Source organism: Arthrobacter sp. NicSoilC5 (assembly GCF_019977395.1).
Taxonomy (GTDB): Bacteria; Actinomycetota; Actinomycetes; order Actinomycetales; family Micrococcaceae; genus Arthrobacter.
Genome location: NZ_AP024660.1, coordinates 2,485,583 through 2,506,690 on the forward strand (window position 1 = coordinate 2,485,583; position 21,108 = coordinate 2,506,690).

A 21,108-nucleotide genomic window follows, 5' to 3' on the forward strand; every position below is an offset into this window, starting at 1 on the left:
TGCGCGGCGAGGTTCCCCTGCCATGTTTGCCCACGGCGAAACAGCTGTCCAGAGCCGGAAGTCCTTCCGGCCCGCACCGGCTGGTCCTGGCGTTATGTGCCGTACACGGACACGGCGGCGGCCTTGACCACGAAGTGCACGGTCATCCCGGGAGCAAGGCCCAGGTCCGCCGAGGCAGCCGGCGTGATGTCGGCGGCGAGGCTGCCGGCGCGCACGCGGATCTGGTCGCCATGGGGCTCGAGGTCGGTGATGGTGACGGCAAACGAGTTCCGCGGGCTTCCATGCGCGTCGTCGAGGAACACAGACACGGCCGACGGCGGGAACACGGCCACGCCCGGACCGCCCGGCCCGGGCAGCCGGCCGGGCTCCCCGGAGCCGCCCAGTTCTTCGTCGTGCCCCGCGATCCGCAGGCCCTGGCTGGTGCGCACGCCGGCACCGTCGAGGGTGCCGGGGATGAAGTTCAGTCCGGCCAGTCCGGCAGCAAAGGAGCTGCGCGGGCGTTCCAGCACGGCACGCGTGGGACCCTCTTCTGCAACCTTCCCGTCTTCCAGGATGACCACGCGGTCCGCAAGGACCAGCGCATCCAGGACATCGTGCGTGACGATGATGGCCTGCCGGCCCGCGAGGACCCGTTTGAAGAGGCGGCGCAGCAGCGGTGCGGAATGGATATCCAGGGCGGCCAGCGGCTCATCCAGCAGCAGGAGTGCGGGGTCGGCGGCGAGCGCGCGGGCTACGGCAATACGCTGGGCCTGGCCGCCGGAGAGTTCGGCGGGACGGCGCCCGGCGAGGTGTTCCGCTTCCACCTCAGCCAGCCAGCGCAGGGCACGTTCCTTCGCGTCCCGCTTGGGGACGCCGGCGCTGCGCGGCCCGAATGAGACGTTGTCCACCGCGCTCAGGTGGGGAAAGAGCAGGGGTTCCTGGGCGAGCAGGGCGGTGCCGCGGTGATGGGGAGGTACCCAGGAGGGCTTTCCGCCGTCGAGGTCAAAGAGCGTCCTGCCGTTGAGTTCGGCGCGGCCGCTGTCCGGCCGCAGCAGGCCCGCGATGCTGGCCAGCAGGGTCGATTTGCCGGCGCCGTTGGGTCCCATGACGGCCACCGTTTCACCCGGCCGGACGGCAAGGTCCACGTCGAAACCCCGCCCGGCCACGGCCGCCTGGAAGGACAGCGTCACCGGACGTCCCCTCCGGCCGGTGCGGCCGTCGTCGTCCGCTGCCCTGCTCCGGCACGTGCCGCTGCCGGCTGCCGGTATGCGAGCGCCACCACGGCGACAGCGACGGCCACCAGCACCAGGGACAGCGCGACGGCGGCGTCCGGGTCCGTTTCCCGCTGCAGGTAGATCTCCAGCGGCAGGGTCCGGGTGACCCCCTGGAGGCTTCCCGCGAAGGTCAGCGTGGCGCCGAACTCGCCCAGGCTGCGGGCGAAGGACAGGACCGCGCCGGAGGCCAGTCCGGGCAGGACCAGCGGGAGCGTGACGCGCCGGAAGACGGTGCCGGGGCGCGCGCCCAGCGTTGCGGCCACGGCCTCGTAGCGGGAGCCGGAGGTGCGAAGCGCCCCTTCCAGGCTCACTACCAGGAAAGGCAGCGCCACGAACGTCTGCGCCAGGACCACCGCCGTCGTGGAGAAGGCGATGCGCAGCCCGAGCACCTCCAGGGCCTGCCCCAGCAGCCCTTGGCGGCCAAACGTGTAGAGCAGGGCGATCCCGCCCACCACCGGGGGAAGCACCAGGGGCAGGAGCACCAGCGAGCGCAGCAGCCCCTGCAGCCGGAAGGAGTCCCTGGCCAGGACCAGGGCCAGGGGAACCCCCAGCAGGATGCACAGGAGGGTACTTGCCGCCGAGGTCCGAAGGCTCAGCCCCAGTGCCGTCAGGGACGGCTCCGACGTCACCAGCGGGATGAACTGCGCCCAGTCAACGCGCAGCACCATCGCCAGCAGGGGAAGCACGACGACGACGGCCGCCAGGACTGCCAGCGCACGGACCCACGCGGGGATGCCGGAGTAGGCGGCGGCTGGGGTGCGCGGCCGCGCCTGGGGTGGCTTCCCTGGCCGCTGTATCACTTGCTGCCCGGGCCGGAGCTGGCTGACCCGGAATTGCCCGGGCCGGAACTGGCTGACCCGGAACCGTCCGGCCCGAATCCTGCCGGGCCGAACCCCGCCGCGGCGAGGACCTTCTGGCCCTCGGGACCGGTGACCATCTCCACGAACGCCTGGGCGGTGGCCTTGTTCCGGCCGTTGGCGACGGCCGCAATCGGATAGGTGTTGACCGCGCTCCCCGATTCCGGGAACTGAATGCCTGCCACTTTGGTCCCGGCGGCCTTGATGTCCGTGCCATAGACCAGCCCCGCATCCGCCTCGCCGGAGGTGACCTTGCCCAGGACGTCAGTGACTGCGTTCTCCTCGCTGGCCGGGCTCAGCGCGACGCCCGCCGCTTCCGCCACTTTGGCTGTGGCAGCCCCGCAGGGGACCTGCCGGGCGCAGGTCACCAGCTTGATGCCCGGCCGGCCCAGGTCCTGCAGGGATGCGACCTTCGCCGGGTTGCCCGGCGGCACGGCGATGGCCAGGGTGTTGGTGGCGAAGTCCTCCGGCGTTCCCTCGGTGAGGCCGGCGTCCAGCACCTTCTTCATGTTGGCCGTGTCCGCGGAGGCGAAGACGTCAGCGGGCGCCCCCTGGTTGATCTGGCCGGCAAGGTCCGAGGACCCGGCGAAGCTCAAGGTGACCGTCGCGCCCGGGTGTTCCGCTTCGAAAGTGCTCGCGAGTTCGGTAAAGGTCTGCTTGAGTGAGGCGGCCGCGAAAACGGTGATGGCGCCTGCCGGCTTGGTGCCGGAACCGGTGGCAGTGCCGGCACTTGTTCCCGCGTCCGGATTGCCCGCCGTGGCACAGCCAGACAGGACGGCAAGCAGCAGCACGGCCAGTGCGGGGACGGCGCCCCGGAGGGTGGAAACCGCGGACCGGACGGGTTGCCGGCTCATGCGGCGGCCCGGCCCTTCGGCGACTCGATGATGACGGTCGTTGCCTTGACCACGGCGGTGGCCACGGCACCAGGTTCCAGCCCCAGCTCACGCACCGCCTCGCTGCTCATCAGCGAGACCACCCGGAAGGGCCCGCACTGCAGTTCCACCTGCGCCATGACCTTGTCCGTAATGACGTTGGTCACCAGGCCCATGAGCCGGTTCCGCGCCGAACTGCTGCCGCTCTTCGGGTCATCGGGAAGCTGGGCGAGCTTCTGCGCGTGCGTTGCCAGTTCCAGCCCGTCCACCGCCAGGCGGCCGGAGGGGTCCCGCAGCGCGGTGAGGGTTCCCTGCTCCGTCCACCGGCGGACGGTATCGTCGCTCACCCCCAGGAAACGGGCGGCCTCTGAAACGCGGATAAGTGCCATTCGGCGATTCTAGCCCGCAAATGAGGGTTGATGGCACGTTTTAAGACGCAGCAGCGGTCATGAACGTGCCGCGTGGCTGCAGGGCGTTCGACGGAAGGGCGGCACTAGACTCCTTGCATGGCCATCTACATCGACCCGCCGCTGTGGCCTGCACACGGAACACACTTTTCGCACCTGGTCTCGGACGCGTCCCTGGACGAGCTGCACGCGTTCGCTGCCGCCGCGGGGGTCCCCGAGCGGGCGTTCGACGGCGACCACTACGATGTGCCAGAACGCCGCTTTGATGACCTGGTGGCGGCAGGAGCGGTTCCGGTGGAGGGCCGGGTGCTGGTCCGCAGGCTCATTGCCAGCGGACTGCGGATCCCGGCACGCCGGCGGAACAAGTCATTGAAGGTCCCTCTCCTGAACCGCTGGGAAGCCATCATGCCGGGCCAGGACGCCCTGTTCCTGGACCTGCTGGACCGCTGGAGCGAACCGCACCGGCACTACCACGGCTGCACCCACCTGCTGTCCGTGCTGGAGGCGCTGGACCTGCTCACCGAACCGGCTGAAGCGCCCCGGACAGTACTGCTGGCTGCCTGGTTCCACGACGCCGTGTACCGCGGCGCAGCCGGCATGGATGAGGAGGAGTCGGCACGGCTGGCGGAGGAACGGCTTGCCGACGCCTGCCTTCCGGAGGCAGAGGTGGCGGAAGTGGCGCGCCTGGTCCGGCTGACCTCGGACCACCGGCCGGAACCGGGTGACAACGACGGCGCCCTCCTCTGCGACGCCGACCTCTCGATTCTCGGCGGCGAACCGGAGGAATACGCCCGCTACGCAGCTGCCGTGCGGAAGGACTACGCGCACATCGGCGACGCCGACTTCGCAGCCGGCCGGGCCGCCGTCGTCCGGCACCTGCTGGAACTGGACCCGCTCTTCCACCACCAGCGGGCCAAAGAACTGTGGCAGGACGCCGCGCACCGCAACCTGAACGGCGAATTGCAGTGAACGCGCCCGGCAGCAGCCCCCGGCACACATACTCCGCCAACGCGGCGCACCGGCAGCTGCCCTTCACCGTGCGGCTGGACTGGGGTCTGGAAGGGGGCAGGACGGTGGCCGCCGGCGCCGACATCGCCGTGGTGGTGGACGTCCTGTCCTTCGGCACCTGCGTCAGCGTGGCACTGGACCGGGGCGCCGACGTCTTCCCCTACCGCTGGCGGGACACCACCGCAGAGGACTTCGCCGCCCACCACCAGGCCCAGCTGGCGGGCCCCCGGAACGGCGGCGGGCTGAGCCTGTCCCCCGCCAGCCTCCGCGCGGCAGCCTCGCTGGAACGGCTGGTCCTGCCCTCCCCCAACGGTTCTGAACTCTGCCACGCCCTGGCGGCCGAAGTGCCCCTGGTGGCCGCAGTATGCCTCCGGAACGCCGCGGCCACCGCAGACTGGGTGGCCGCCAACCTTCCCGGCGACGTAGTAGTGGCGGTGGTCGCCGCGGGCGAACGCTGGCCGGACGGCACCCTCCGCCCTGCCGTGGAGGACCAGATCGGAGCCGGAGCTTTCATCGCAGGACTGGTGGCCGCCGGCAAGGGCGGCTATGAGGCCGGGGACGGCAGGCACGGCTATGCTCCGGAGGCCGTGGCGGCCATGGCTGTCTTCGAAGCGGCCGAGCCGCGCCTGCGCGAAACGCTCCAGCACTGCGCCAGCGGCCGGGAACTGTCCGGGGCCGGCTACGCGGAGGACGTGGACATCGCCGCTGAACTGGATGACAGCGACTCGGCAGCCATCCTGCGGGACGGGGCGTTCCGCCCGCTGTGACGGGACGGCCGTCCTGCCTGGCGGTACGTCCTGCCTAGCGGTACGTCCCGCCTAGCGGTAGGTCCTGACGGGATAGGTGCTCGCAAACGGCGTGGTGCTGGGCACGATCTGCTTCCCCAGCGGCATCAGGGACACCGGAATGAGCTTGAGGTTGGCGATGGCCAGCGGGATGCCAACGATGGTCACAGCCATGGCGAACGCTGTGACCACATGTCCAATGGCAATCCAGATCCCGGCCACCAGCAGCCAGATCACGTTGCCCAGCAGCGGGAAGACACCTGTGCCGCCGGGCTTGTCCACCACCATCCGGCCAAACGGCCACAGCGTGTAGGCAGCGATCCGGAATGAGGCAATGCCCCACGGAATGGTGACGATCAGCAGGCAGCAGACCACACCCGCGAGGAAGTAGCCCAGGGCCAGCCAAAAGCCGCCGAAAACCAGCCAGATGATGTTCAGAAGTGTCTTCATGCACCCATTGTGCCTTCGCCCCCTGACAAAAAGGCCCTTCGGCCAAAAGATGGGGGACATCCCTGATCCTGCCCTGACCCGCAGCCGCCCGGGCCACGGAGCCGCCCGCCGCTAAACTGTGGCAGCCGCTTTTGCAGCCTGGACGAACGCCCGGACTTTGGCCAGGTCCTTCACGCCGCGGGTCGCTTCAACGCCGGAGGAAACATCCACGCCCCAGGCATGCGCGGCGGCTGCTGCCTGGCCGACGTTCGCCGCCTCAAGGCCGCCGGCGAGCAGCCAGTTCCGTCCCTGAAGCACGGGCAGGGCCGCCACGGAGGAGTAATCCCAGGACTCACCGGAGCCCGGCACGGCGGCATCGATCAGGAGCAGGTCCTCACCCCAGTCTTCGAACTCGTCCTGGCCCGCACCCATGGTGATGGCCCTGACCAGCTTCATGCCGGCGTCGTGCACTGTTGCCACGTCTGCGCGTGACCGGTCGCCATGCAACTGGATCCACTCAAGGCCCGCGGCCCGGGCAATGGCGATGGCATCGGCTACGGGCTCGTCGCGGAAGACTCCGATCGGGGTGACGCTCTCCGGAACCCCCGCCAGCAGGGAGGCCACCTGCGACGGCGAGACGACCCGGGGGCTGGCGGTGAGGACGAATCCCACGGCGTCTGCGCCGGCGTCCACCGCTTCGCGGACAGATTCGGGCGTGCTGAGACCACACACTTTGACGAACATTCCCGGGCTCCTTCAGGCTGTTTTCGTGTTGACCCCCCGGAGGAGATTAGCAGGGACCGGACACAACTGCGACGAGCGGCCATGGCGGGGAACTAGGCTGGGCTGATGCAGATCATCCGCTTCGCTGACCTTAAGGCCGAACCATGGCGCAACGGCGGCGGGGTGACCAGGGAAATTGCCCGCCAGGCTTCAGCCGACGGCGGCTGGGACTGGCGGTTGAGCATCGCGGACGTCACCAAGGCAGGCGACTTTTCGCCTTTTCCTGGCATGGAGCGCGTCCTGACCGTCATCGAGGGCGAGCTGCTGCTCCTCACCGTGGACGGCGTGGAGCAGCCCCTGGAGAAGTACCGTCCGTTCCGGTTCGACGGCGGCGCCGCCACCGGGGCCAAACTGCCCACCGGCGACATCCGCGACCTCAACGTCATCACCCGGACCGGGGCGTTCAAGGGCTTTACCTCCATTATTGAGCTGTCCAAAAAGCGCGCCCACCCCGTGTTCGAGGGGCAGCTCGGGGTGCTGTTGCAGGGACAGGCGAAGGTCAGCGACAGCGCTGGGGAACCGCTGGACCTGGGCCGTTACGACGCAGTAGTGGGCTCTGACAGCGATTCCCCGGAAATCCTGGGCCGCGGCTTCCTGGCTGTGGTGTCCATCGACCCGAACGGCCCCACGGGCTGACTGCCGCCGCCCGGTGGTGGGCTTGGGCACCAACGGTGGAACCCGCCGTCGTGCCTTGCTACCTTGGAATTCAAGGCTCCGCACCGGGGCCTCCGGACGACGGTTCAGTACCCGGCACGCGACAAGACTGGCCAAAGGAACTGTCATGTCGTGGATAATCCTCATTATTTCCGGGGCGCTGGAGGCTGTCTGGGCCGCCGCCCTGCACCGTGCTTCCCAGGCTTCCGGACGCCGGCGGGTTGCCCCCGCTGCCCTGTTCCTGGTGGCCGTGGCCGCCAGCACCGGCGGCCTTGCCGTGGCCATGCAGTCCATCCCCACCGGTACGGCCTACGCCGTGTGGGTGGGTGTGGGCGTGGTCCTCACCTCCGCCTACGCGATGGCCAACAGGGTTGAACGTCCGACGGCGGCGCGCCTGCTGCTGCTGTCCGGCATCGCCGCGAGCGTGGTCGGCCTCAAGGTGGTGGCGTAATGGTGAAGCGGGGCCTTCCATGGTTGGTGCTGCTGGCCTCGGCCGTCCTGGAGGCGGTCTGGGCCACCGCGCTCGGCCTGTCCGACGGCTTCACCCGACCCGTGCCCACCATCGTCTTCGCCGTCACCGCCACGCTCAGCATGGTGGGACTCGGCATGGCCATCCGGAGCATCCCGCTGGGCACCGCCTACGCCGTCTGGGTGGGCATCGGCGCCGCGTTGACGGTGGGCTGGGCGATGGCCACCGGCGTCGAACCCTTCAGCGTGGTGAAGCTGCTGTTCATTGCGGGGATCGTGGGCTGCGCCGCGGGCCTGAAGGTGTTGCCGGCCCAAAAAGATGCGCCGCGGGTGCGCAGCGGTGACTAGGCTTTTGCCATGCACTCCCCCGAGATCGCCATGGCCGTGGATACGCTGCGGCGCCGGCTGCTGCCCGGAACGCGCACCATCCTGGGCATCGCCGGGGCGCCGGGATCCGGCAAGTCCACCTTTGCCGCCTGGCTGCAGGAGCAGTTCAGCCCCGGAACCTCGGTAGTGGTGCCGATGGACGGCTTCCACCTGGGCAACGCGATCATCGAAGGGACCCCGCTCCGGCAGCGCAAGGGAGCCATTGATACGTTCGACGCCGGCGGCTACCTTTCGCTGCTGCGGCGCCTGGCGCAGCGGGACGAGGCCGTGGTGTACGCACCGGAGTTCCGCCGCACCCTGGACGAGCCGGTGGCCGCCTCCATCGCCGTCCCGGCCGAGGTCCCACTGGTGATCACGGAGGGCAACTACCTGCTGGCGGACCAGGAGCCGTGGAAGGAGGTGCGGGCGCAGCTGGACGAGGTGTGGTTCCTCGAAACCCCGCCCGCGCTCCGGCTGCAGCGGCTGGTGGACCGGCACATCTCGTTCGGCATGGAACGGGACGCAGCGGTCGCCTGGGCCAATGGACCCGATGAAGCCAATGCCCGGCTGATCCAGGCCAGCCGCCCGGCGGCGGACCGCGTCCTACCTTGGCTGTAATTTTCAAAAGCAGGAAACGAACAGGAGAACCATGGCAAACGCACCCACTGAACCCGGCACCCCTGAAGCCGCGGGAACTGTCCAGCTCGGCGACGGATTGACCGTCAGCCGCCTGGGCTTCGGCGGCATGGCCCTCACGCCGGTCTACGGCGAGGTGGACCCTGCCGAGGCACTGCAGACCCTGCACCACGCCGTCGACGCCGGGGTCAGCTTCCTCGACACCGCGGACATCTACGGCGGCGGCAGCAATGAGGAACTCATTTCACAGCTGCTCAAGGACCGGCGGGACGAAGTCCAGCTGGCCACCAAGTTCGCGCTGGTGGGAACGCCCACGGACGGCTACACGGATATCCGCGGCGACGCCGGGTATGTGCGCGAGGCCGTGGACCGGAGCCTGCAGCGGCTGGGCACCGAGGTGATCGACCTCTATTACATGCACCGCCGCGATGTCCGCGTCCCCATCGAGGAGACCGTTGGGGCCATGGCCGAGCTGGTCAAGCAGGGAAAGGTCAAGCACCTGGGCCTGTCCGAAGTGACGGCACAGGAACTGCAGGATGCGTCGGCGGTCCACCCGATCGCGGCGGTCCAAAGCGAATGGTCCATCTGGAGCCGGGACGTGGAACGCAACGTGGTTCCGGCCGCCGCCGGCCTGGGCGTCGGCTTCGTCCCGTACTCCCCGCTGGGCCGCGGCTTCCTCACCGGAACCGTGGACACGTCAAGCCTGGGTGCCAAGGATTTCCGGCGGAACATCCCCCGTTTCGCTCCGGACGCCGCGGGCGCCAACCAGGCCGTGGTGGACGCCGTCCGGTCCGTGGCCGACCAGCTCAACGCCACGCCGGCGCAGGTGGCCCTGGCCTGGCTGCTGGCACAGGGCAAGCGGCTCGGCCTGCCGGTCGTTCCCATCCCCGGCACCCGCAAGGCCGCCCGGATCGACGAAAACCTCGGCGCACTTGCCCTGGAGCTCACCCCGGCGCACCTGGAGGCTCTGGACGCAGCGTCTGACGCCGTCGTCGGCTCCCGTTCCGCGGACCCCACGTGGGTGTCCGAGGGCCGGGAATAGGGCGCGTTTGCCGAAGCCATCACACCGTATTTTTTGACCGATACCCCTAGGAGCCCCATGACTGCCATCGTCCATTTTGAAGTCCAGATCGATCCCGCCCGCCGGGAGGACGCCGCCAAGTACCTCTCCGAGACCTTGGCCGCCACCCGGGCGTGGCCCGGCAACCAGGGGATCGAGGCTCTCGTTGACGACGCGGACCCGTGCCACATCCTGGTGGTGGAAACGTGGGCCACCACGCAGGACCACGACGACTACGCCGCCTGGCGGAACACGCCGGAAGGCAAGAGCGCGCTCCACGAGATCCTGGCCGGCCCGCCGTCCAAACAGGTCTACTCCACCACCATGCCGCTTGACCTGCAGCCGTCCGCGGGCTGACGATCATGGACTCACTTCGATATGACCTGCCGGCCCTGACCATCCGCAGCATCTCCGTCAGCGGGATGGACAACAACGTGTACCTGCTGACCGCCAAGGAAAGCGGCGAGCAGGTGCTGATTGATGCCGCTGACGATCTCCCGGCCATCCGCCAACTGCTGTCGGACGGGGCTGCGGACACCTCTGCAGCCCCGCGGCTTGCCCTGGTGGCCACCACCCACCAGCATTGGGACCACGTGCGGGCCCTGAAGGAACTGGTGGAAGCCACGGGGGCGCGGACGGCAGCAGGGGCGGACGACGCCGATGCGCTGCCGGTCCCGGTGGACGTTCGGCTCAGCCACGGCGACGTGGGCAACTTCGATGGCTTCGACATAACGGCCGTGCACCTGCGCGGCCATACGCCCGGCTCCATCGCCTTCGTGTACCAGGACCCGGACGGCCCGGCCCACATCTTCTCGGGTGACTCGCTGTTCCCGGGCGGCGTGGGCAACACGGACAAGGACCCTGAACGGTTCAACCAGCTCCTGTCCGACGTCGCAGAGCGGCTGTTCGGCGCCTACCCGGACACCGCCGTCGTCCATCCCGGGCACGGCAAGCCCACCACGCTGGGTGCCGAGCGGCCGCACCTCGACGAGTGGCGCGCCCGCGGCTGGTAGATCCCTTAAACGGCTGAGCGGGCCCACCTAAAAGGCGGGCCCGCTCAAGAGGCACTTCTAGCGGCCGCGGCGCTCGTTCGACGCCGGTGCCGACGCGCGGCGGGGGCCGCTGCGGGCGGGACGGCCCGAGCCGCCGTTGCCTGAACTGCCGCTGCCGGAACCGTAGGAGCCTCCGGAGGTTCCGCCGGTGTTGGAGGACCAGACTGCCTTGCTTCCGCCGGTTGCGCCGGAGCGCTGGCCGGAGGTACCCGCTGCGGCGCGCTGGCCGGTTGCGGGGCGCCCGCTGCGCTGGCCACCGCCCGAGGCAGGACGTCCGCCGGTGGCGGGGCGTCCGGTGCCGCCGCGGGGAGCGTCGCTGCGGGTGATCCGGGAATCGGTGCGGCCCTCGGCTGCACGTCCGTTCGATCCGCGGCCGGCCGATGAACGGCCACCTGCTGCGGGAACGTCGTTGCGGTGCGTGGAAGCCGTGCCGCGGCCGCGGGCGTTGCGGCGGGCAGCGGCTGCTGCCACTGCGCGGTCCTCGTTCTGCTCGGCATTGCGGTCGAATGCTGCACGGGCTTCCGTGCGGCCTTCGAAGGCGACAGCCCGGCGCTCGGCGCGGGTGGCGTCGCTGCGGGCGGGTTCGGCCGAAACCTTGCCGCGTCCACCACGTCCGCCACGCCCACCGGTGGTGGGAGCAGCCTGGCGGCGTGCACGCTTGCGCTCCGCGTTGGCTCCGGTGGAGGTGCCGCCGCCCTGCTTGGGGGCTTTGGCTGCCAGGAGCGCGGCACGGGTGCGGGGGTCAACCTTCTCCGCAATGTCGCCAACCAGTTCAGCCACGATGGGTGAGCTGGCCGTGACGCGCTCGAAGCTGACGTCCACGCCGGCGGCCTTCATGAGCTTCTTCACGTCGGCCTGCTGTTCGGGCAGGGTCAGCGTGACCACGGTGCCGTCGGAACCGGCACGCGCGGTGCGGCCTGAACGGTGGAGGTACGCCTTGTGCTCGGTGGGCGGGTCCACGTGGATGACCAGTTCGACGTCGTCGACGTGTACACCGCGGGCGGCGACGTCTGTTGCCACCAGGACGCGGACGTCGCCGTTGGAGAACTCGGCCAGGTTGCGGTCACGCGCATTCTGGGAGAGGTTGCCGTGCAGGTCCACGGCGGGGATCCCGGCGTCGGTCAGGGTCTTGGCCAGCTTGCGGGCGTGGTGCTTTGTCCGCATGAACAGGACGCGGCGGCCGGCGCCGGAGGCGAGCTCCACGATCAGTTGCTTCTTGACGGTCTGGTCGTTGACCACCAGCACGTGGTGCTCCATGGTGGTTACCGCTGCCTGCGGATCGTCCACGGAGTGGGTGAGCGGGTTGGACAGGTAGCGCTGGACGATCTTGTCCACGCCGTTGTCCAGGGTGGCGGAGAAGAGCAGGCGCTGGCCCTCGCTGGGGGTCATGTCCATGAGCTTCTTGACCACCGGCAGGAAGCCGAGGTCGGCCATGTGGTCGGCCTCGTCCAGGACGGTGATCTCCACCGCTTCAAGGGTGAGGATGCGCTGGCGGATCAGGTCCTCCAGGCGGCCGGGGCAGGCGATGACGATGTCGACGCCGGCGCGCAGCGCCTTTTCCTGACGGGCCTGGGAGATGCCGCCGTAGATCACGGTGGTGTTCAGGCCGGCGGCCTTGGCCAGCGGCTCGATGGTGGCGTTGATCTGGGTTGCCAGTTCACGGGTGGGTGCCAGGACCAGGCCCATGGGGCGTCCGGGCTTGCGGAAGTGCTTGGCTTCCCGCTCAGCGAGTCTTGCTACAAGCGGGATAGCGAAAGCAATGGTTTTACCGGATCCGGTCCGGCCCCTGCCCAGGACGTCACGGCCGGACAGCGTGTCCGGAAGGGTCTTCACCTGGATGGGGAACGGTTCAACGATTCCCTGGGCGGTAAGGGTGTCTGCAAGGGCCTTGGGAGTACCGAGGGCAGCAAAAGTAGTCATGTAGTTTTTTACGGTCTTTCTGGCGGTATCCAGGCGGATATCGGCCCCCGATGCCGGTTGGACCAGGGGTTTCGCCGAAGAAAAGTCAGGTGATCAACCGGGCGCTGTAAATCAGGACAGCCGGCCGGGACCAAATGGAACGCGTTCATCGACGCAGGATGTGCCTCTCACATGAAGAAAGCCCACTCCCTGGAAAGGAACCTCCAGATCCGGAGCAGGCGGCATCACTGCACATCAAGTTCCTCCAGTCTAGCATCCCTGCGCCCGGAACCCATCGTCGGCGTTGCCTTCGGGGGCACGGCGGGGCAATGTTGAGGCATGAGCGAGCACCAGGAAACGCAGCAGCACGAAGGGCACGCGCACGACAACGGCGGGTCGCCGGACGGGGGCGGCGGCGGCATTGACACGGCTTCCGCCCGGGACGAGAGGTACCGCAGCAAAGCAAGGCTGTGGAGCGGGAAGCCGAACCCGCAGCTGGTCCGGGAGGCCGGTGGCCTGCGGCCCGGGAAGGCGCTGGAACTGGGATGCGGCGAAGGCGCCGACGCTATCTGGCTGGCGCAGCAAGGCTGGTCCGTGACCGCCGTCGACGTCTCCACCGTTGCCCTGGAACGGGCCCGCTCCCATGAGCTGGCCGAACTGGCGCGGGAAAGCGTGCACGCCTCGAACGGCACTATGGAAAGCCGGATTACCTGGCAGCTGGCGGACCTGACGCAGTGGCAGCCGGGAGATGCCTACGACCTGGTGACGTCGCAGTTCCTGCATTCCCAGGAGCTGGACTGGCGGATCCCGCTGCGCACCGCGGCCTCGGCCGTCAAACCGGGTGGAACGCTGCTGGTGGTTGGGCACCACCCGGACCGGCTGCCGCCGTGGGGTCCGGGGCACCATCATGAAGGCATGTTCTACACAGGCGACCAGCTGGTGCAGGAACTGGGACTGGATCAGCCCGGATGGCAGGTGGAGGTCCTCACCAGCCGGGAGCGCCCAGTGACCGGGCCGGAAGGGCAGGAGGCCACCATCGCTGACGTCATCGTGCGCGCCACCCGCCTTACCTAACCGCCGGCGCGCCCCCCGGTGGTGACGCGCGGCGCCACCAGGACCGCGGCGACCCCGATGGCGGCAGTGAAGGCGAAGACCCCCGCGAAGGACTGGACCGGCGTCGTGAATGCCGCGAAGACAATCCCTGTGGTGGCCAGCGACAGCGCGCCGCCCAGGGAGTCCGAGATGGACATGGCCGAGCTGTTGAAGCCCGCGTTCTCCTTGGTGGACAGCGCCAGGGTCATCACGCTCAGGCGCGGGTAGAGCAGGCCCATGCCGCCCCCTGCCAGCACCCAGCCCGCGATGGCGGTGGCGGGCGGCCAATGCAGCGCGGTGGTGGCCAGGGCCACGGTTATTGCGGCCAGGACCATGAGCGATCCGGCCTGGACGGCGCGGCGGTGCGGCAGCCGTGTGCCCATCCGGCCCTGTACGGCGGCGGCCCCCGCCCAAGCGAGCGCGCCGCCGGTGAGGGTCAGCCCGGCCAGTGTGGGCGGGACCGAATACTGGTCGATCAGGAGATACGGAAGGTAGACCTCGGCGCCGAAGAACGAGGCCGACGCGAGGCCGCGCGCCAGGATCACGCTGGGCAGGCCGCGGCGGGCGGCGAGGGTACCGGAGGGCACCAGCGGACGCACAGCCACCAGGGCAAGGACGACGGCGGCGAGCGCCAGGAGTGCCGTGGCTGCCGGGAAGGCGGGGATGCTGGCGTCCGCGGAAAGATTCAGCCCCAGCACCGCGAGCGCGGCCAGTGCCGCCCAACCCAGCCGGCCCAGGGCCCACGGCGGTGCGGTTTCTTCGGGTTGGCTTGTACCGGCCGGCCCCCCCTCCGCGTCGGGCCCGTCCAGCCCGCGCAGCACCGGCACGATCATCGCCAGCGCCGGAATGACCAGGCCCACCACGCCCAGGAACACCCAGTGCCAGCTGAAGACCTGCGCCACCACCCCTGCCGCGAAGGGTCCCACCAGGGACGGGACCACCCAGGCCGCCGAGAAGGCAGCGAAGATCCTCGCGTGCAGCTGGCCTGGGAAGAACCGCGCCACGAGCACGTAGAGCGCGACGGTGAGGGCGCCGCCGCCAAGACCCTGCACCAGGCGGCCGGCGACGAGCATGGGCATGGTCAACGAGGTGCCCGCGATGAGCAGGCCCAGCACGAACAGCGCTACGGAGGCGTACAGCGGCGCGGCGGGCCCGCGGCGGTCTGACCAGTTTCCGGCCCCCACCATGCCGATCACGCCCGTGGCCATGGGCCCCGCAAAGGCCAGCGCGTAGAGGCTTCCACCGTTCAACTCCCGGCTGACCAGGGGCATGATGGTGGTTACGGCAAGCGATTCGAAGGCGGCCAGGAACACCAGGGCACAGGTCCCCACGGTCACCCAAAGGTATGGGGGCCGGAAGATCCCGGCGGCGTCGCGGGTTCCCGGGAGCGTGGAATCCTGCACAGCGGTTCCTACTCCACGAACCGGTTCCGGCCGGACCGGTAGCCAAAGACCGCCGCGAGCAGGCCCACCACCATAAACAGGACTCCGGCGGGAACGAAGGACCCCGTTGCCTGGTGCAGCTGGCCCACCATGAGGGTGCCCGTGGAGCCAACCCCGTAGCCCACACCCTGCATCATGCCGGAGAGGTGGGCGGCGGTGTGCCCGTCGCGGGTGCGGAGCATGATCAGCGTCAGTGCGGCGGCGGTGAGGCTCCCCTGCCCCAGTCCGAGCAGGCCGGCCCACACCCAGATGAGGTCGAGCGGGCCCAGGATGCTCAGCACGAATCCCCCGCCGGTCATCAGTGCCACCACCGTGTTGATGGCGCGCTGGTCGCGGAACCTCGCGGCAAGGGCCGGTGCGAACAGGGAGCCCAGCATCTGCAGCACGATGCACACGGCAACGATCAGCCCTGCGGTGGCCCCGTCCACGCCCCTTTCCCGGAGGATGGGCGCCAGCCAGGCGAAGCCGCTGAAGGACATCATGGCCTGCAGCACCATGAAGATGGTGACCTGCCACGCGACCGGAGAGCGCCACACATTGACGCCGTCCTTGACGGCCTGGTGCCGGACACTTCCCTGCCGCACGGCAACGGGAAGGAACAACAAGAGGACGACGGCGGCGGGCAGCGCCCAGACCCACAGCGCCTTGGTCCACTCCCCCGTCGCCGTGTAGACCGGGTAGGTGAAGCCGGCCCCGAGGGCGGCTGATGCGCAGATCGCGGTGGTGTAGAGGCCGCCCATGAGCCCCAGCCGGTGCGGGAAGTCGCGCTTCACCAGGCCGGGGAGAAGCACGTTGCACAGGGCGATTGCCGCTCCGCAGGCCGCCGTTCCAACGAGGAGGGCCGGCAGGTGGCCCGAACCGGCGGCGGCTGCACCGGTGTCCACCGGCCGCAGCAGTAGTCCAGCGGTCAGCAGTGCCATGGCGCCCAGCAGCACACGCTCCGCGCCGAACCGCCGGGCCAGGACCGGGGCGACCGGCGCGAAGACGCCCAGCAGTGTCACGGGAACCGTGGTCAGCACCACCACGGACCAACCGGGCAGCCCGGCTTGCGATGTCACTTCCGGCAGGACGGCGGAGAGGCTGGAAAAGACGCTGCGCAGGTTCAGGCCGATCAGGACCAGGCACACACCCAGGTAGGCCAGGGCGCGCCGGCTGCCCACGCGGGTGGGTTCCGCAGCCGGCAGCTCATCAATTTCTGCATCCACCAGGGTGCTGAGGTCCACCAGGCTGCTGCCCGTCCTGGTCCGGCCATGGGCTTCCCCGGAATCAGCCCTTCGCTGCTGCATCCCCGGTTCGGCATTCGTTGCGTCGGTCATCCGCCCATTCTTGCAGGCGGGCACCAGCGCGGAGTTTTCCACATACGGACGCGCGCACCTTCCGGCGCTCCAGGCAGATTCGTAGGTTGTTACCAGCCGCGGCCACGCACCTGGCCGCACCTTACAACGGGAGCACCATGGAAACGACACCGCAGCCGGAACCACGCCCCGCCCCGCCCGAGAGCCGGGCGCTGAAGGGTGGACCACTGGAGGGCACAAAGTTGGAGAGCACAGTGCCGGAGAACGCACCGGCGGACGGGACGGGGCCGCCTCCCGTCCATGGCGGCCCTGGCCAGCCGCCGGGAGCACCCGGCCATAAAGCGACGAACAGCCTGGTCCTGGCGATCCTTGCCCCGGTCAGCATGCTCCTGACCGGACCGTTCGCCGGGCTGGCCATGCTCCTGACGTATTCGGACAACGGCTACTCGCGCACTCCCTGGGCAGCTCCCTTCGTGCTGTTCAGCCTGCCTCTCCTCTTTGCCTTCCTCGGTCTCCGGCTTTCACTCCCAGCGCTGAAACAGTTGCCGCGGGGATGTGGAAGCCGGTCCGCGGCGGCAGTTGCCCTCTGCATCTGCGGTGTGGTCTTCGCCCTGGCACTCGGTCCCGCCCTCGACCTCATAGGCGTGTTCTGAGCATCGGAGTGCTCCGGGCCCAGGTGTCTTCACGGCGCTCCGATCGTCCGCCGTCCCCGCGGCGCTATTCTGGAAGGGATGAGCGAATCCCCTGAAAACCCCCAGCAGCCGCATGTCCCGCGGCCCGTCACGCCCGGCACCCAGGCCTCCTTCGGCACGTACGGCGGCCGCCCCGTCAGTTTCGTGCGCCGCGGCACCAGGCTGCAGGGCCGCCGGCAGGCTGCCTGGGCCGAGCACGCCGAGCGGTGGGCAGTCGACGTGCCACGGCATGTAGCCAACACCTCGGTCCACCCCGATTACACCTTTGACGCCGCCGCGGAATTCGGCCGTGAAGCGCCGCTCATCGTCGAGATCGGATCCGGACTCGGCGACGCCATCTGCCATGCGGCGGAACAGAACCCGGACACCAACTTCCTGGCCGTGGAGGTCTACACGCCGGGGCTGGCCAACACGATCATCAAGATCAACAGCAGGGGCTTGAACAACGTCCGCGTGGTGGAAGCGAACGCACCCGAGGTCCTGGCCACCATGCTGCCCGAAGGCTCGGTCAGCGAACTCTGGGTCTTCTTCCCGGACCCCTGGCACAAGTCGCGGCACCACAAGCGCCGCCTCATCCAGCCCGAGTTCGCCGGGCTTGCGGCACGGGCGCTGAAGCCCGGAGGCCTGTTCCGGATCGCCACCGACTGGTCAAACTACGCCGTCCATGTCCGGGACGTCATGGCGGGTTCAGGGGACTTCGAAAACCTGCACACCGGCGAGCGCCGCGGCCCCGAAAGCCCCCTGACGCAGGTGTGGCAGTCCGGCGTCGAATCGGTGGTGGGCGGGGCGCCGGTGCGTGAGGGACGCGCCCCGGTCAGCACGGAACACACCGGACCCAACGAGGGCGTGGACGAAACAGGCGGCTGGGCTCCCCGCTTCGAGGGCAGGATCCGGACCAGCTTCGAGGCAAAGGCCCACGAGGCCGGGCGGCTGATCTTCGATCTCTGCTACCGGCGCCGCTGAGCGGCAGACCGGGAAACGCTCCTAGCCCACGTTGATGGCGGCCACGATCTCCTTGAGCATGTCCAGGCGCGGTTCCGCCTCCGGGTTCATATAGGGCCAGACGACCACGACACCGATGAACCGGCCGCTTTCCCACACGCCCACGGTGGCTGCCACCTTGGCCGGCCCGCCGTCGTCGTCGTCATATCCCACCACCACGGCGTAAGCGGCCTTGCCGGGCAGGTTCAGCTCGCCCTCCGCCAGGAGGGTGCCGCCGCGGTCCTCAAGGTAGAAGTCCGCCATCAGGTGCGCCCAGCCGTTGGCCTGCGGCGCATCCTGCACGGAGGTGTCATCCTTGATCAGGGTGACCAGGACGCCGCCCAGCAGGCCGTACTGTTCGCTGTTGGGCCCGGCCGTGGAATCCTCCAGGACCTGGGTATGCTCGGGAAAATCTGCGGTGAAGCCCAGCGGGGATTCGATGTGCACTGACATTGGTTTCAGAGCCTCTCGAGCTTGGTGTCGTTGGGGACTTTATAGTACGTGGACACATTGGTGGTGGCCTGGTTCTCGGTCTTGACGTCCACTTCACCCACCTTGACGTCGAACCCGGCCTCGTTGGTGGCCGTGACCACGGAGTTCACCTGCACGGTGGCGGACCCGGCCTCGTAGAGCCGGGCGGCATCGCGGGCGGCACCGGCATCGTTGCCCAGGGCCACGTTGCGCAGGTAGCTGTCGATGACCGGGCGGTTCTCCGGCGAATAATCGACATCGATCTTGACGCTGCCCTGGGTACCGGCCGTCACGGTGGAATCGAACTTCGCAGCCTCGGTCTTCACACCGGACGTGACGCCCTGGGCCACGGTCCCGTCCATGGAGACGGACACGGAATCGATGTTGTTGTCCTTGTCCATGTTGACCTGCAGGCCGCCCTTGCCGGAGGCCTCGAAGACCCGGCCGTCCAGCTTGAGCTGGCCCTGGGCGGAGACCTCCCCGCTGGCTGTGGACGTACCGTCCGTCAGGTTCCGCTCATACGCAAGATCGAGCTTCGCCCCGCCGGACGCCGTTCCGGACTCGCCGCTGGCGTCGAGCGAGAACGTGCCCTTGGCCTTGTCCGTCTGTCCGGTGGACCCGTTGTCCTTCGCCGCGTCATTGATGGTGTCCAGGATGTATCCGGGCGGGTTGCCGGCCACATCCTTGATTTCACCGATGCTGTCCGGCGGAAGGTCGCGGTACATCTGCTCGCGGGCAGCCATGGCTTCCTCCACGCTGCCGAACGTGTACTCGCGGGAGACCTCGCCGGTAAGCGTCGCCCCCGCCGTGCCGCTGGTGTCGTTGACGCCCAGGCCCATGTTTCCGTACACCTTCATCGTGGCGGAGCCGTCCGCGTTCTCCACCACTTCGGTCCCCACCTCGGCGCCGCCGTGGACCCAGGCAACCCGGGCTTCGATGGAGGCCTTGCCCGTTTCCGTGTAGACCGGGATGTCTGCTTTGGCCAGTTCCTGCAGGTGCTGTTTTGCCAGTTCCTGCGCGGACGCCGGAATGCCGCCGTCCATGCGCATGAGGTCCTCGGCGAACGGTCCGTCGCTGCCCTCGCCCTGGATCAGGTACGCCCGGTCGGCATCGGACAGGCCGGCCCACCACTTCGCCTGCTCTTCCGGGCTGGCGTTAACCATCCGATCCAGTCCCGTTTCAAGTTCCCGCCGGTGTTCGGCAGCCGCACTGGCTTCTTCGGCCCTTTCCTTGAACCACTCCTTCGCCTGCGCGGCCATCGAGGTGAGCCGGTCCCAGGTGCTGCCGCCGGAGCCTCCGGTTCCCGCCGTGGACGCTTTTTCCTGCTCGTCGGCATGCTTCATCAGGATTTTCGAGTTTTCCCGCAGGCTTGCCACCACTTTGTCCAGGCTGGGACGGTGGCTGGCACTCCACTCCTGGCGGAAGCGTTCACCGTCCCGGCCCTTCCACGGCGCGGACTGGATCTGGCTGTGCAGGGACCCTGCGCGGCTGCTCAACAGTGATGCTGCCTGGTCCGCGGCCTTGGCCAGCGCCCGCAACTGGCTGATGTCTGCGCCGTAAAAAGTCATGGTTTCCCCCGGGAAAGAGTGCGGTACGTGTCAATCGCTGGTCCTTATGGTTGCACAGGTGCCGGAACCGGGCGATGGGGATCCCTCCCCATCGCCCGGACTGTGCCCGCCCGACTGTTCGGTGCCCCGGCGGCGTGGGACGATTGGCCTTGTAAGAAGGGCACGCACACCGGCGCGCTACCGCGCCTGTCCAAAGGAAAGACGATCAAAGAAGAACTGAAGCAGGTCGTTGACAAGGCTGAGGACGTCACCAATTCGCGGGTCCTTGAGTTCCTGGCCCGGTCAGGGTTCGCGGCCAGCGGCATCCTGCACCTGCTGGTGGGTGCCATCGCCATCCGCCTGGCCATGGGCGGCACCGGGCACGCCGATTTCAGCGGTGCCGTGGCCGAGCTTGCCACCATGCCTGTGGGTCCGTTCCTGCTGTGGGGAAGCTTTGCCGCCTGCGCAGCCTTGTCACTGTGGCAGGCCGGTGACGCGATTTTCGACTTCAACCACCAGGCCACCAAGAAAAAGGTCAAGAACAAAGCCAAGGCCGCGCTGCAGGCAATCGTGTATGCGGTGCTGGCGTTGACACTGTGGCATTTCGCCACGGGGACGGGTACCGGCGATGACAACCGCAAGGCCACCAGCGACTTCACCGTTTCCATGATGTCTGCCCCCGGCGGCGTGGCACTGCTGGTCGTGATCGGCCTGGCAGTCGCTGTTACGGGGGTTGCCTACGGCATGCGGGGGCCCAAGCGAAGCTTCGAGAAGCAGCTGCGGATGCCTGCCGCCGGCGCGGCCCGGACCGCCGTGCTGTCCCTGGGCATTGCCGGCTACCTGGCCAAGGGTCTGGTACTGCTGCTGACGGGGCTGCTCATCGTCATCGCCACCATCAAGGAGCACCCGGAGGACTCCACCGGCCTGGACGGCGGCCTGCGTGCACTCCGCGACCAGCCCATGGGCCCCTATCTCCTGGCCGCGGTGGGAGCCGGGCTGGTCTGCTACGGCGCGTACATGATCATGCGAGCCCGGCTGGCGAAAATGACCAAGTAACAC

Annotated in this window: 24 protein-coding genes and 1 riboswitch; of the genes, 13 read left to right on the top strand and 11 right to left on the bottom strand. The window is 68.9% G+C overall.

Annotated elements, in window-relative coordinates; translation table 11 throughout:
• Positions 1-92: 92 nt before the first annotated feature.
• Genes LDO22_RS11685 through LDO22_RS11700 form a run of 4 tightly spaced genes read right to left on the bottom strand, consistent with a single transcriptional unit; the run spans position 93 to position 3,371 of the window.
• On the bottom strand, positions 93-1,169 hold the full coding sequence (locus tag LDO22_RS11685; RefSeq protein WP_224023286.1) for an ABC transporter ATP-binding protein: 1,077 nt from the start codon (positions 1,167-1,169) through the stop codon (positions 93-95).
• The gene (locus tag LDO22_RS11690) at positions 1,166-2,050 is read right to left on the bottom strand and encodes an ABC transporter permease (protein WP_224027227.1); all 885 of its coding nucleotides are present in this window, start codon (positions 2,048-2,050) and stop codon (positions 1,166-1,168) included. Before LDO22_RS11690 ends, LDO22_RS11685 begins: the two co-directional genes overlap by 4 nt.
• On the bottom strand, positions 2,050-2,964 hold the full coding sequence (gene modA, locus LDO22_RS11695; protein WP_224023288.1) for a molybdate ABC transporter substrate-binding protein: 915 nt from the start codon (positions 2,962-2,964) through the stop codon (positions 2,050-2,052). The genes LDO22_RS11690 and modA overlap by 1 nt, the downstream gene beginning before the upstream one ends.
• Entirely contained in the window at positions 2,961-3,371 is a 411-nt protein-coding gene (locus LDO22_RS11700) for a TOBE domain-containing protein (protein ID WP_224023290.1), read from the bottom strand. Before LDO22_RS11700 ends, modA begins: the two co-directional genes overlap by 4 nt.
• Before the next feature lie 117 nt (positions 3,372-3,488).
• Here LDO22_RS11700 and LDO22_RS11705 point away from each other — a divergent pair, with 117 nt between their 5' ends.
• Together LDO22_RS11705 and LDO22_RS11710 are read left to right on the top strand one after the other, a co-directional pair.
• On the top strand, positions 3,489-4,358 hold the full coding sequence (locus LDO22_RS11705; protein ID WP_224023292.1) for a DUF4031 domain-containing protein: 870 nt from the start codon (positions 3,489-3,491) through the stop codon (positions 4,356-4,358).
• Positions 4,355-5,164 carry a 2-phosphosulfolactate phosphatase gene (locus LDO22_RS11710; protein ID WP_159629815.1) on the top strand — a complete coding sequence of 270 codons (810 nt, stop codon included), beginning with the start codon at positions 4,355-4,357 and terminating at the stop codon, positions 5,162-5,164. The genes LDO22_RS11705 and LDO22_RS11710 overlap by 4 nt, the downstream gene beginning before the upstream one ends.
• Before the next feature lie 51 nt (positions 5,165-5,215).
• Here LDO22_RS11710 and LDO22_RS11715 read toward each other — a convergent pair whose 3' ends face one another.
• Together LDO22_RS11715 and LDO22_RS11720 are read right to left on the bottom strand one after the other, a co-directional pair.
• Positions 5,216-5,632, bottom strand: a complete 417-nt coding sequence (locus LDO22_RS11715; RefSeq protein ID WP_159629813.1) for a YccF domain-containing protein — start codon at positions 5,630-5,632, stop codon at positions 5,216-5,218.
• A gap of 111 nt (positions 5,633-5,743) precedes the next feature.
• Positions 5,744-6,355 (bottom strand): phosphoribosylanthranilate isomerase, encoded by a 612-nt coding sequence (locus tag LDO22_RS11720; protein ID WP_224023294.1) that lies wholly within the window; start codon positions 6,353-6,355, stop codon positions 5,744-5,746.
• 105 nt (positions 6,356-6,460) lie between these two features.
• Here LDO22_RS11720 and LDO22_RS11725 point away from each other — a divergent pair, with 105 nt between their 5' ends.
• The 7 genes from LDO22_RS11725 to LDO22_RS11755 all read left to right on the top strand — a co-directional run bounded on the left by LDO22_RS11725 (position 6,461) and on the right by LDO22_RS11755 (position 10,591).
• Entirely contained in the window at positions 6,461-7,030 is a 570-nt protein-coding gene (locus tag LDO22_RS11725) for a HutD family protein (protein ID WP_224023296.1), read from the top strand.
• Between the two features lie 70 nt (positions 7,031-7,100).
• Positions 7,101-7,166, top strand: a riboswitch (guanidine-III (ykkC-III) riboswitch).
• Between the two features lie 9 nt (positions 7,167-7,175).
• Entirely contained in the window at positions 7,176-7,499 is a 324-nt protein-coding gene (locus tag LDO22_RS11730) for an SMR family transporter (protein ID WP_224023298.1), read from the top strand.
• A complete protein-coding gene (locus LDO22_RS11735; protein WP_159629805.1) occupies positions 7,499-7,864 on the top strand; it encodes a multidrug efflux SMR transporter in 366 nt (121 codons plus the stop codon). The genes LDO22_RS11730 and LDO22_RS11735 overlap by 1 nt, the downstream gene beginning before the upstream one ends.
• Positions 7,865-7,873: 9 nt before the next feature.
• Positions 7,874-8,500: a nucleoside/nucleotide kinase family protein gene (locus tag LDO22_RS11740; RefSeq protein ID WP_224023300.1), complete on the top strand. Its 627-nt coding sequence runs from the start codon at positions 7,874-7,876 to the stop codon at positions 8,498-8,500.
• Positions 8,501-8,531: 31 nt separating this feature from the next.
• Positions 8,532-9,560, top strand: a complete 1,029-nt coding sequence (locus tag LDO22_RS11745) for an aldo/keto reductase (RefSeq protein WP_224023302.1) — start codon at positions 8,532-8,534, stop codon at positions 9,558-9,560.
• Between the two features lie 57 nt (positions 9,561-9,617).
• Positions 9,618-9,935 carry an antibiotic biosynthesis monooxygenase family protein gene (locus LDO22_RS11750; protein WP_224023304.1) on the top strand — a complete coding sequence of 106 codons (318 nt, stop codon included), beginning with the start codon at positions 9,618-9,620 and terminating at the stop codon, positions 9,933-9,935.
• A 5-nt stretch (positions 9,936-9,940) separates the two neighbouring features.
• The gene (locus LDO22_RS11755; RefSeq protein WP_224023306.1) at positions 9,941-10,591 is read left to right on the top strand and encodes an MBL fold metallo-hydrolase; all 651 of its coding nucleotides are present in this window, start codon (positions 9,941-9,943) and stop codon (positions 10,589-10,591) included.
• Between the two features lie 57 nt (positions 10,592-10,648).
• Here LDO22_RS11755 and LDO22_RS11760 read toward each other — a convergent pair whose 3' ends face one another.
• Positions 10,649-12,550: a DEAD/DEAH box helicase gene (locus LDO22_RS11760; protein WP_224023309.1), complete on the bottom strand. Its 1,902-nt coding sequence runs from the start codon at positions 12,548-12,550 to the stop codon at positions 10,649-10,651.
• Positions 12,551-12,868: 318 nt separating this feature from the next.
• Here LDO22_RS11760 and LDO22_RS11765 point away from each other — a divergent pair, with 318 nt between their 5' ends.
• On the top strand, positions 12,869-13,603 hold the full coding sequence (locus tag LDO22_RS11765) for a class I SAM-dependent methyltransferase (protein WP_224023311.1): 735 nt from the start codon (positions 12,869-12,871) through the stop codon (positions 13,601-13,603).
• Here LDO22_RS11765 and LDO22_RS11770 read toward each other — a convergent pair.
• On the bottom strand, positions 13,600-15,024 hold the full coding sequence (locus LDO22_RS11770; protein WP_224023313.1) for an MFS transporter: 1,425 nt from the start codon (positions 15,022-15,024) through the stop codon (positions 13,600-13,602). The two genes, LDO22_RS11765 and LDO22_RS11770, sit on opposite strands and share 4 nt — an antisense overlap.
• Before the next feature lie 8 nt (positions 15,025-15,032).
• Positions 15,033-16,379: an MFS transporter gene (locus LDO22_RS11775; protein WP_224023315.1), complete on the bottom strand. Its 1,347-nt coding sequence runs from the start codon at positions 16,377-16,379 to the stop codon at positions 15,033-15,035.
• Between the two features lie 233 nt (positions 16,380-16,612).
• On the opposite strand from LDO22_RS11775, the gene LDO22_RS11780 reads away from it, so the two are divergent.
• A complete protein-coding gene (locus LDO22_RS11780) occupies positions 16,613-17,011 on the top strand; it encodes a hypothetical protein (protein WP_224023317.1) in 399 nt (132 codons plus the stop codon).
• 78 nt (positions 17,012-17,089) lie between these two features.
• A complete protein-coding gene (gene trmB, locus LDO22_RS11785) occupies positions 17,090-18,013 on the top strand; it encodes a tRNA (guanosine(46)-N7)-methyltransferase TrmB (RefSeq protein ID WP_224023319.1) in 924 nt (307 codons plus the stop codon).
• Positions 18,014-18,034: 21 nt separating this feature from the next.
• Here trmB and LDO22_RS11790 read toward each other — a convergent pair whose 3' ends face one another.
• A complete protein-coding gene (locus tag LDO22_RS11790; protein WP_224023321.1) occupies positions 18,035-18,484 on the bottom strand; it encodes a hypothetical protein in 450 nt (149 codons plus the stop codon).
• Between the two features lie 5 nt (positions 18,485-18,489).
• A complete protein-coding gene (locus LDO22_RS11795) occupies positions 18,490-20,070 on the bottom strand; it encodes a hypothetical protein (protein WP_224023323.1) in 1,581 nt (526 codons plus the stop codon).
• A gap of 216 nt (positions 20,071-20,286) precedes the next feature.
• Here LDO22_RS11795 and LDO22_RS11800 point away from each other — a divergent pair, with 216 nt between their 5' ends.
• Positions 20,287-21,105 carry a DUF1206 domain-containing protein gene (locus LDO22_RS11800; RefSeq protein WP_159635027.1) on the top strand — a complete coding sequence of 273 codons (819 nt, stop codon included), beginning with the start codon at positions 20,287-20,289 and terminating at the stop codon, positions 21,103-21,105.
• Positions 21,106-21,108: the final 3 nt, after the last annotated feature.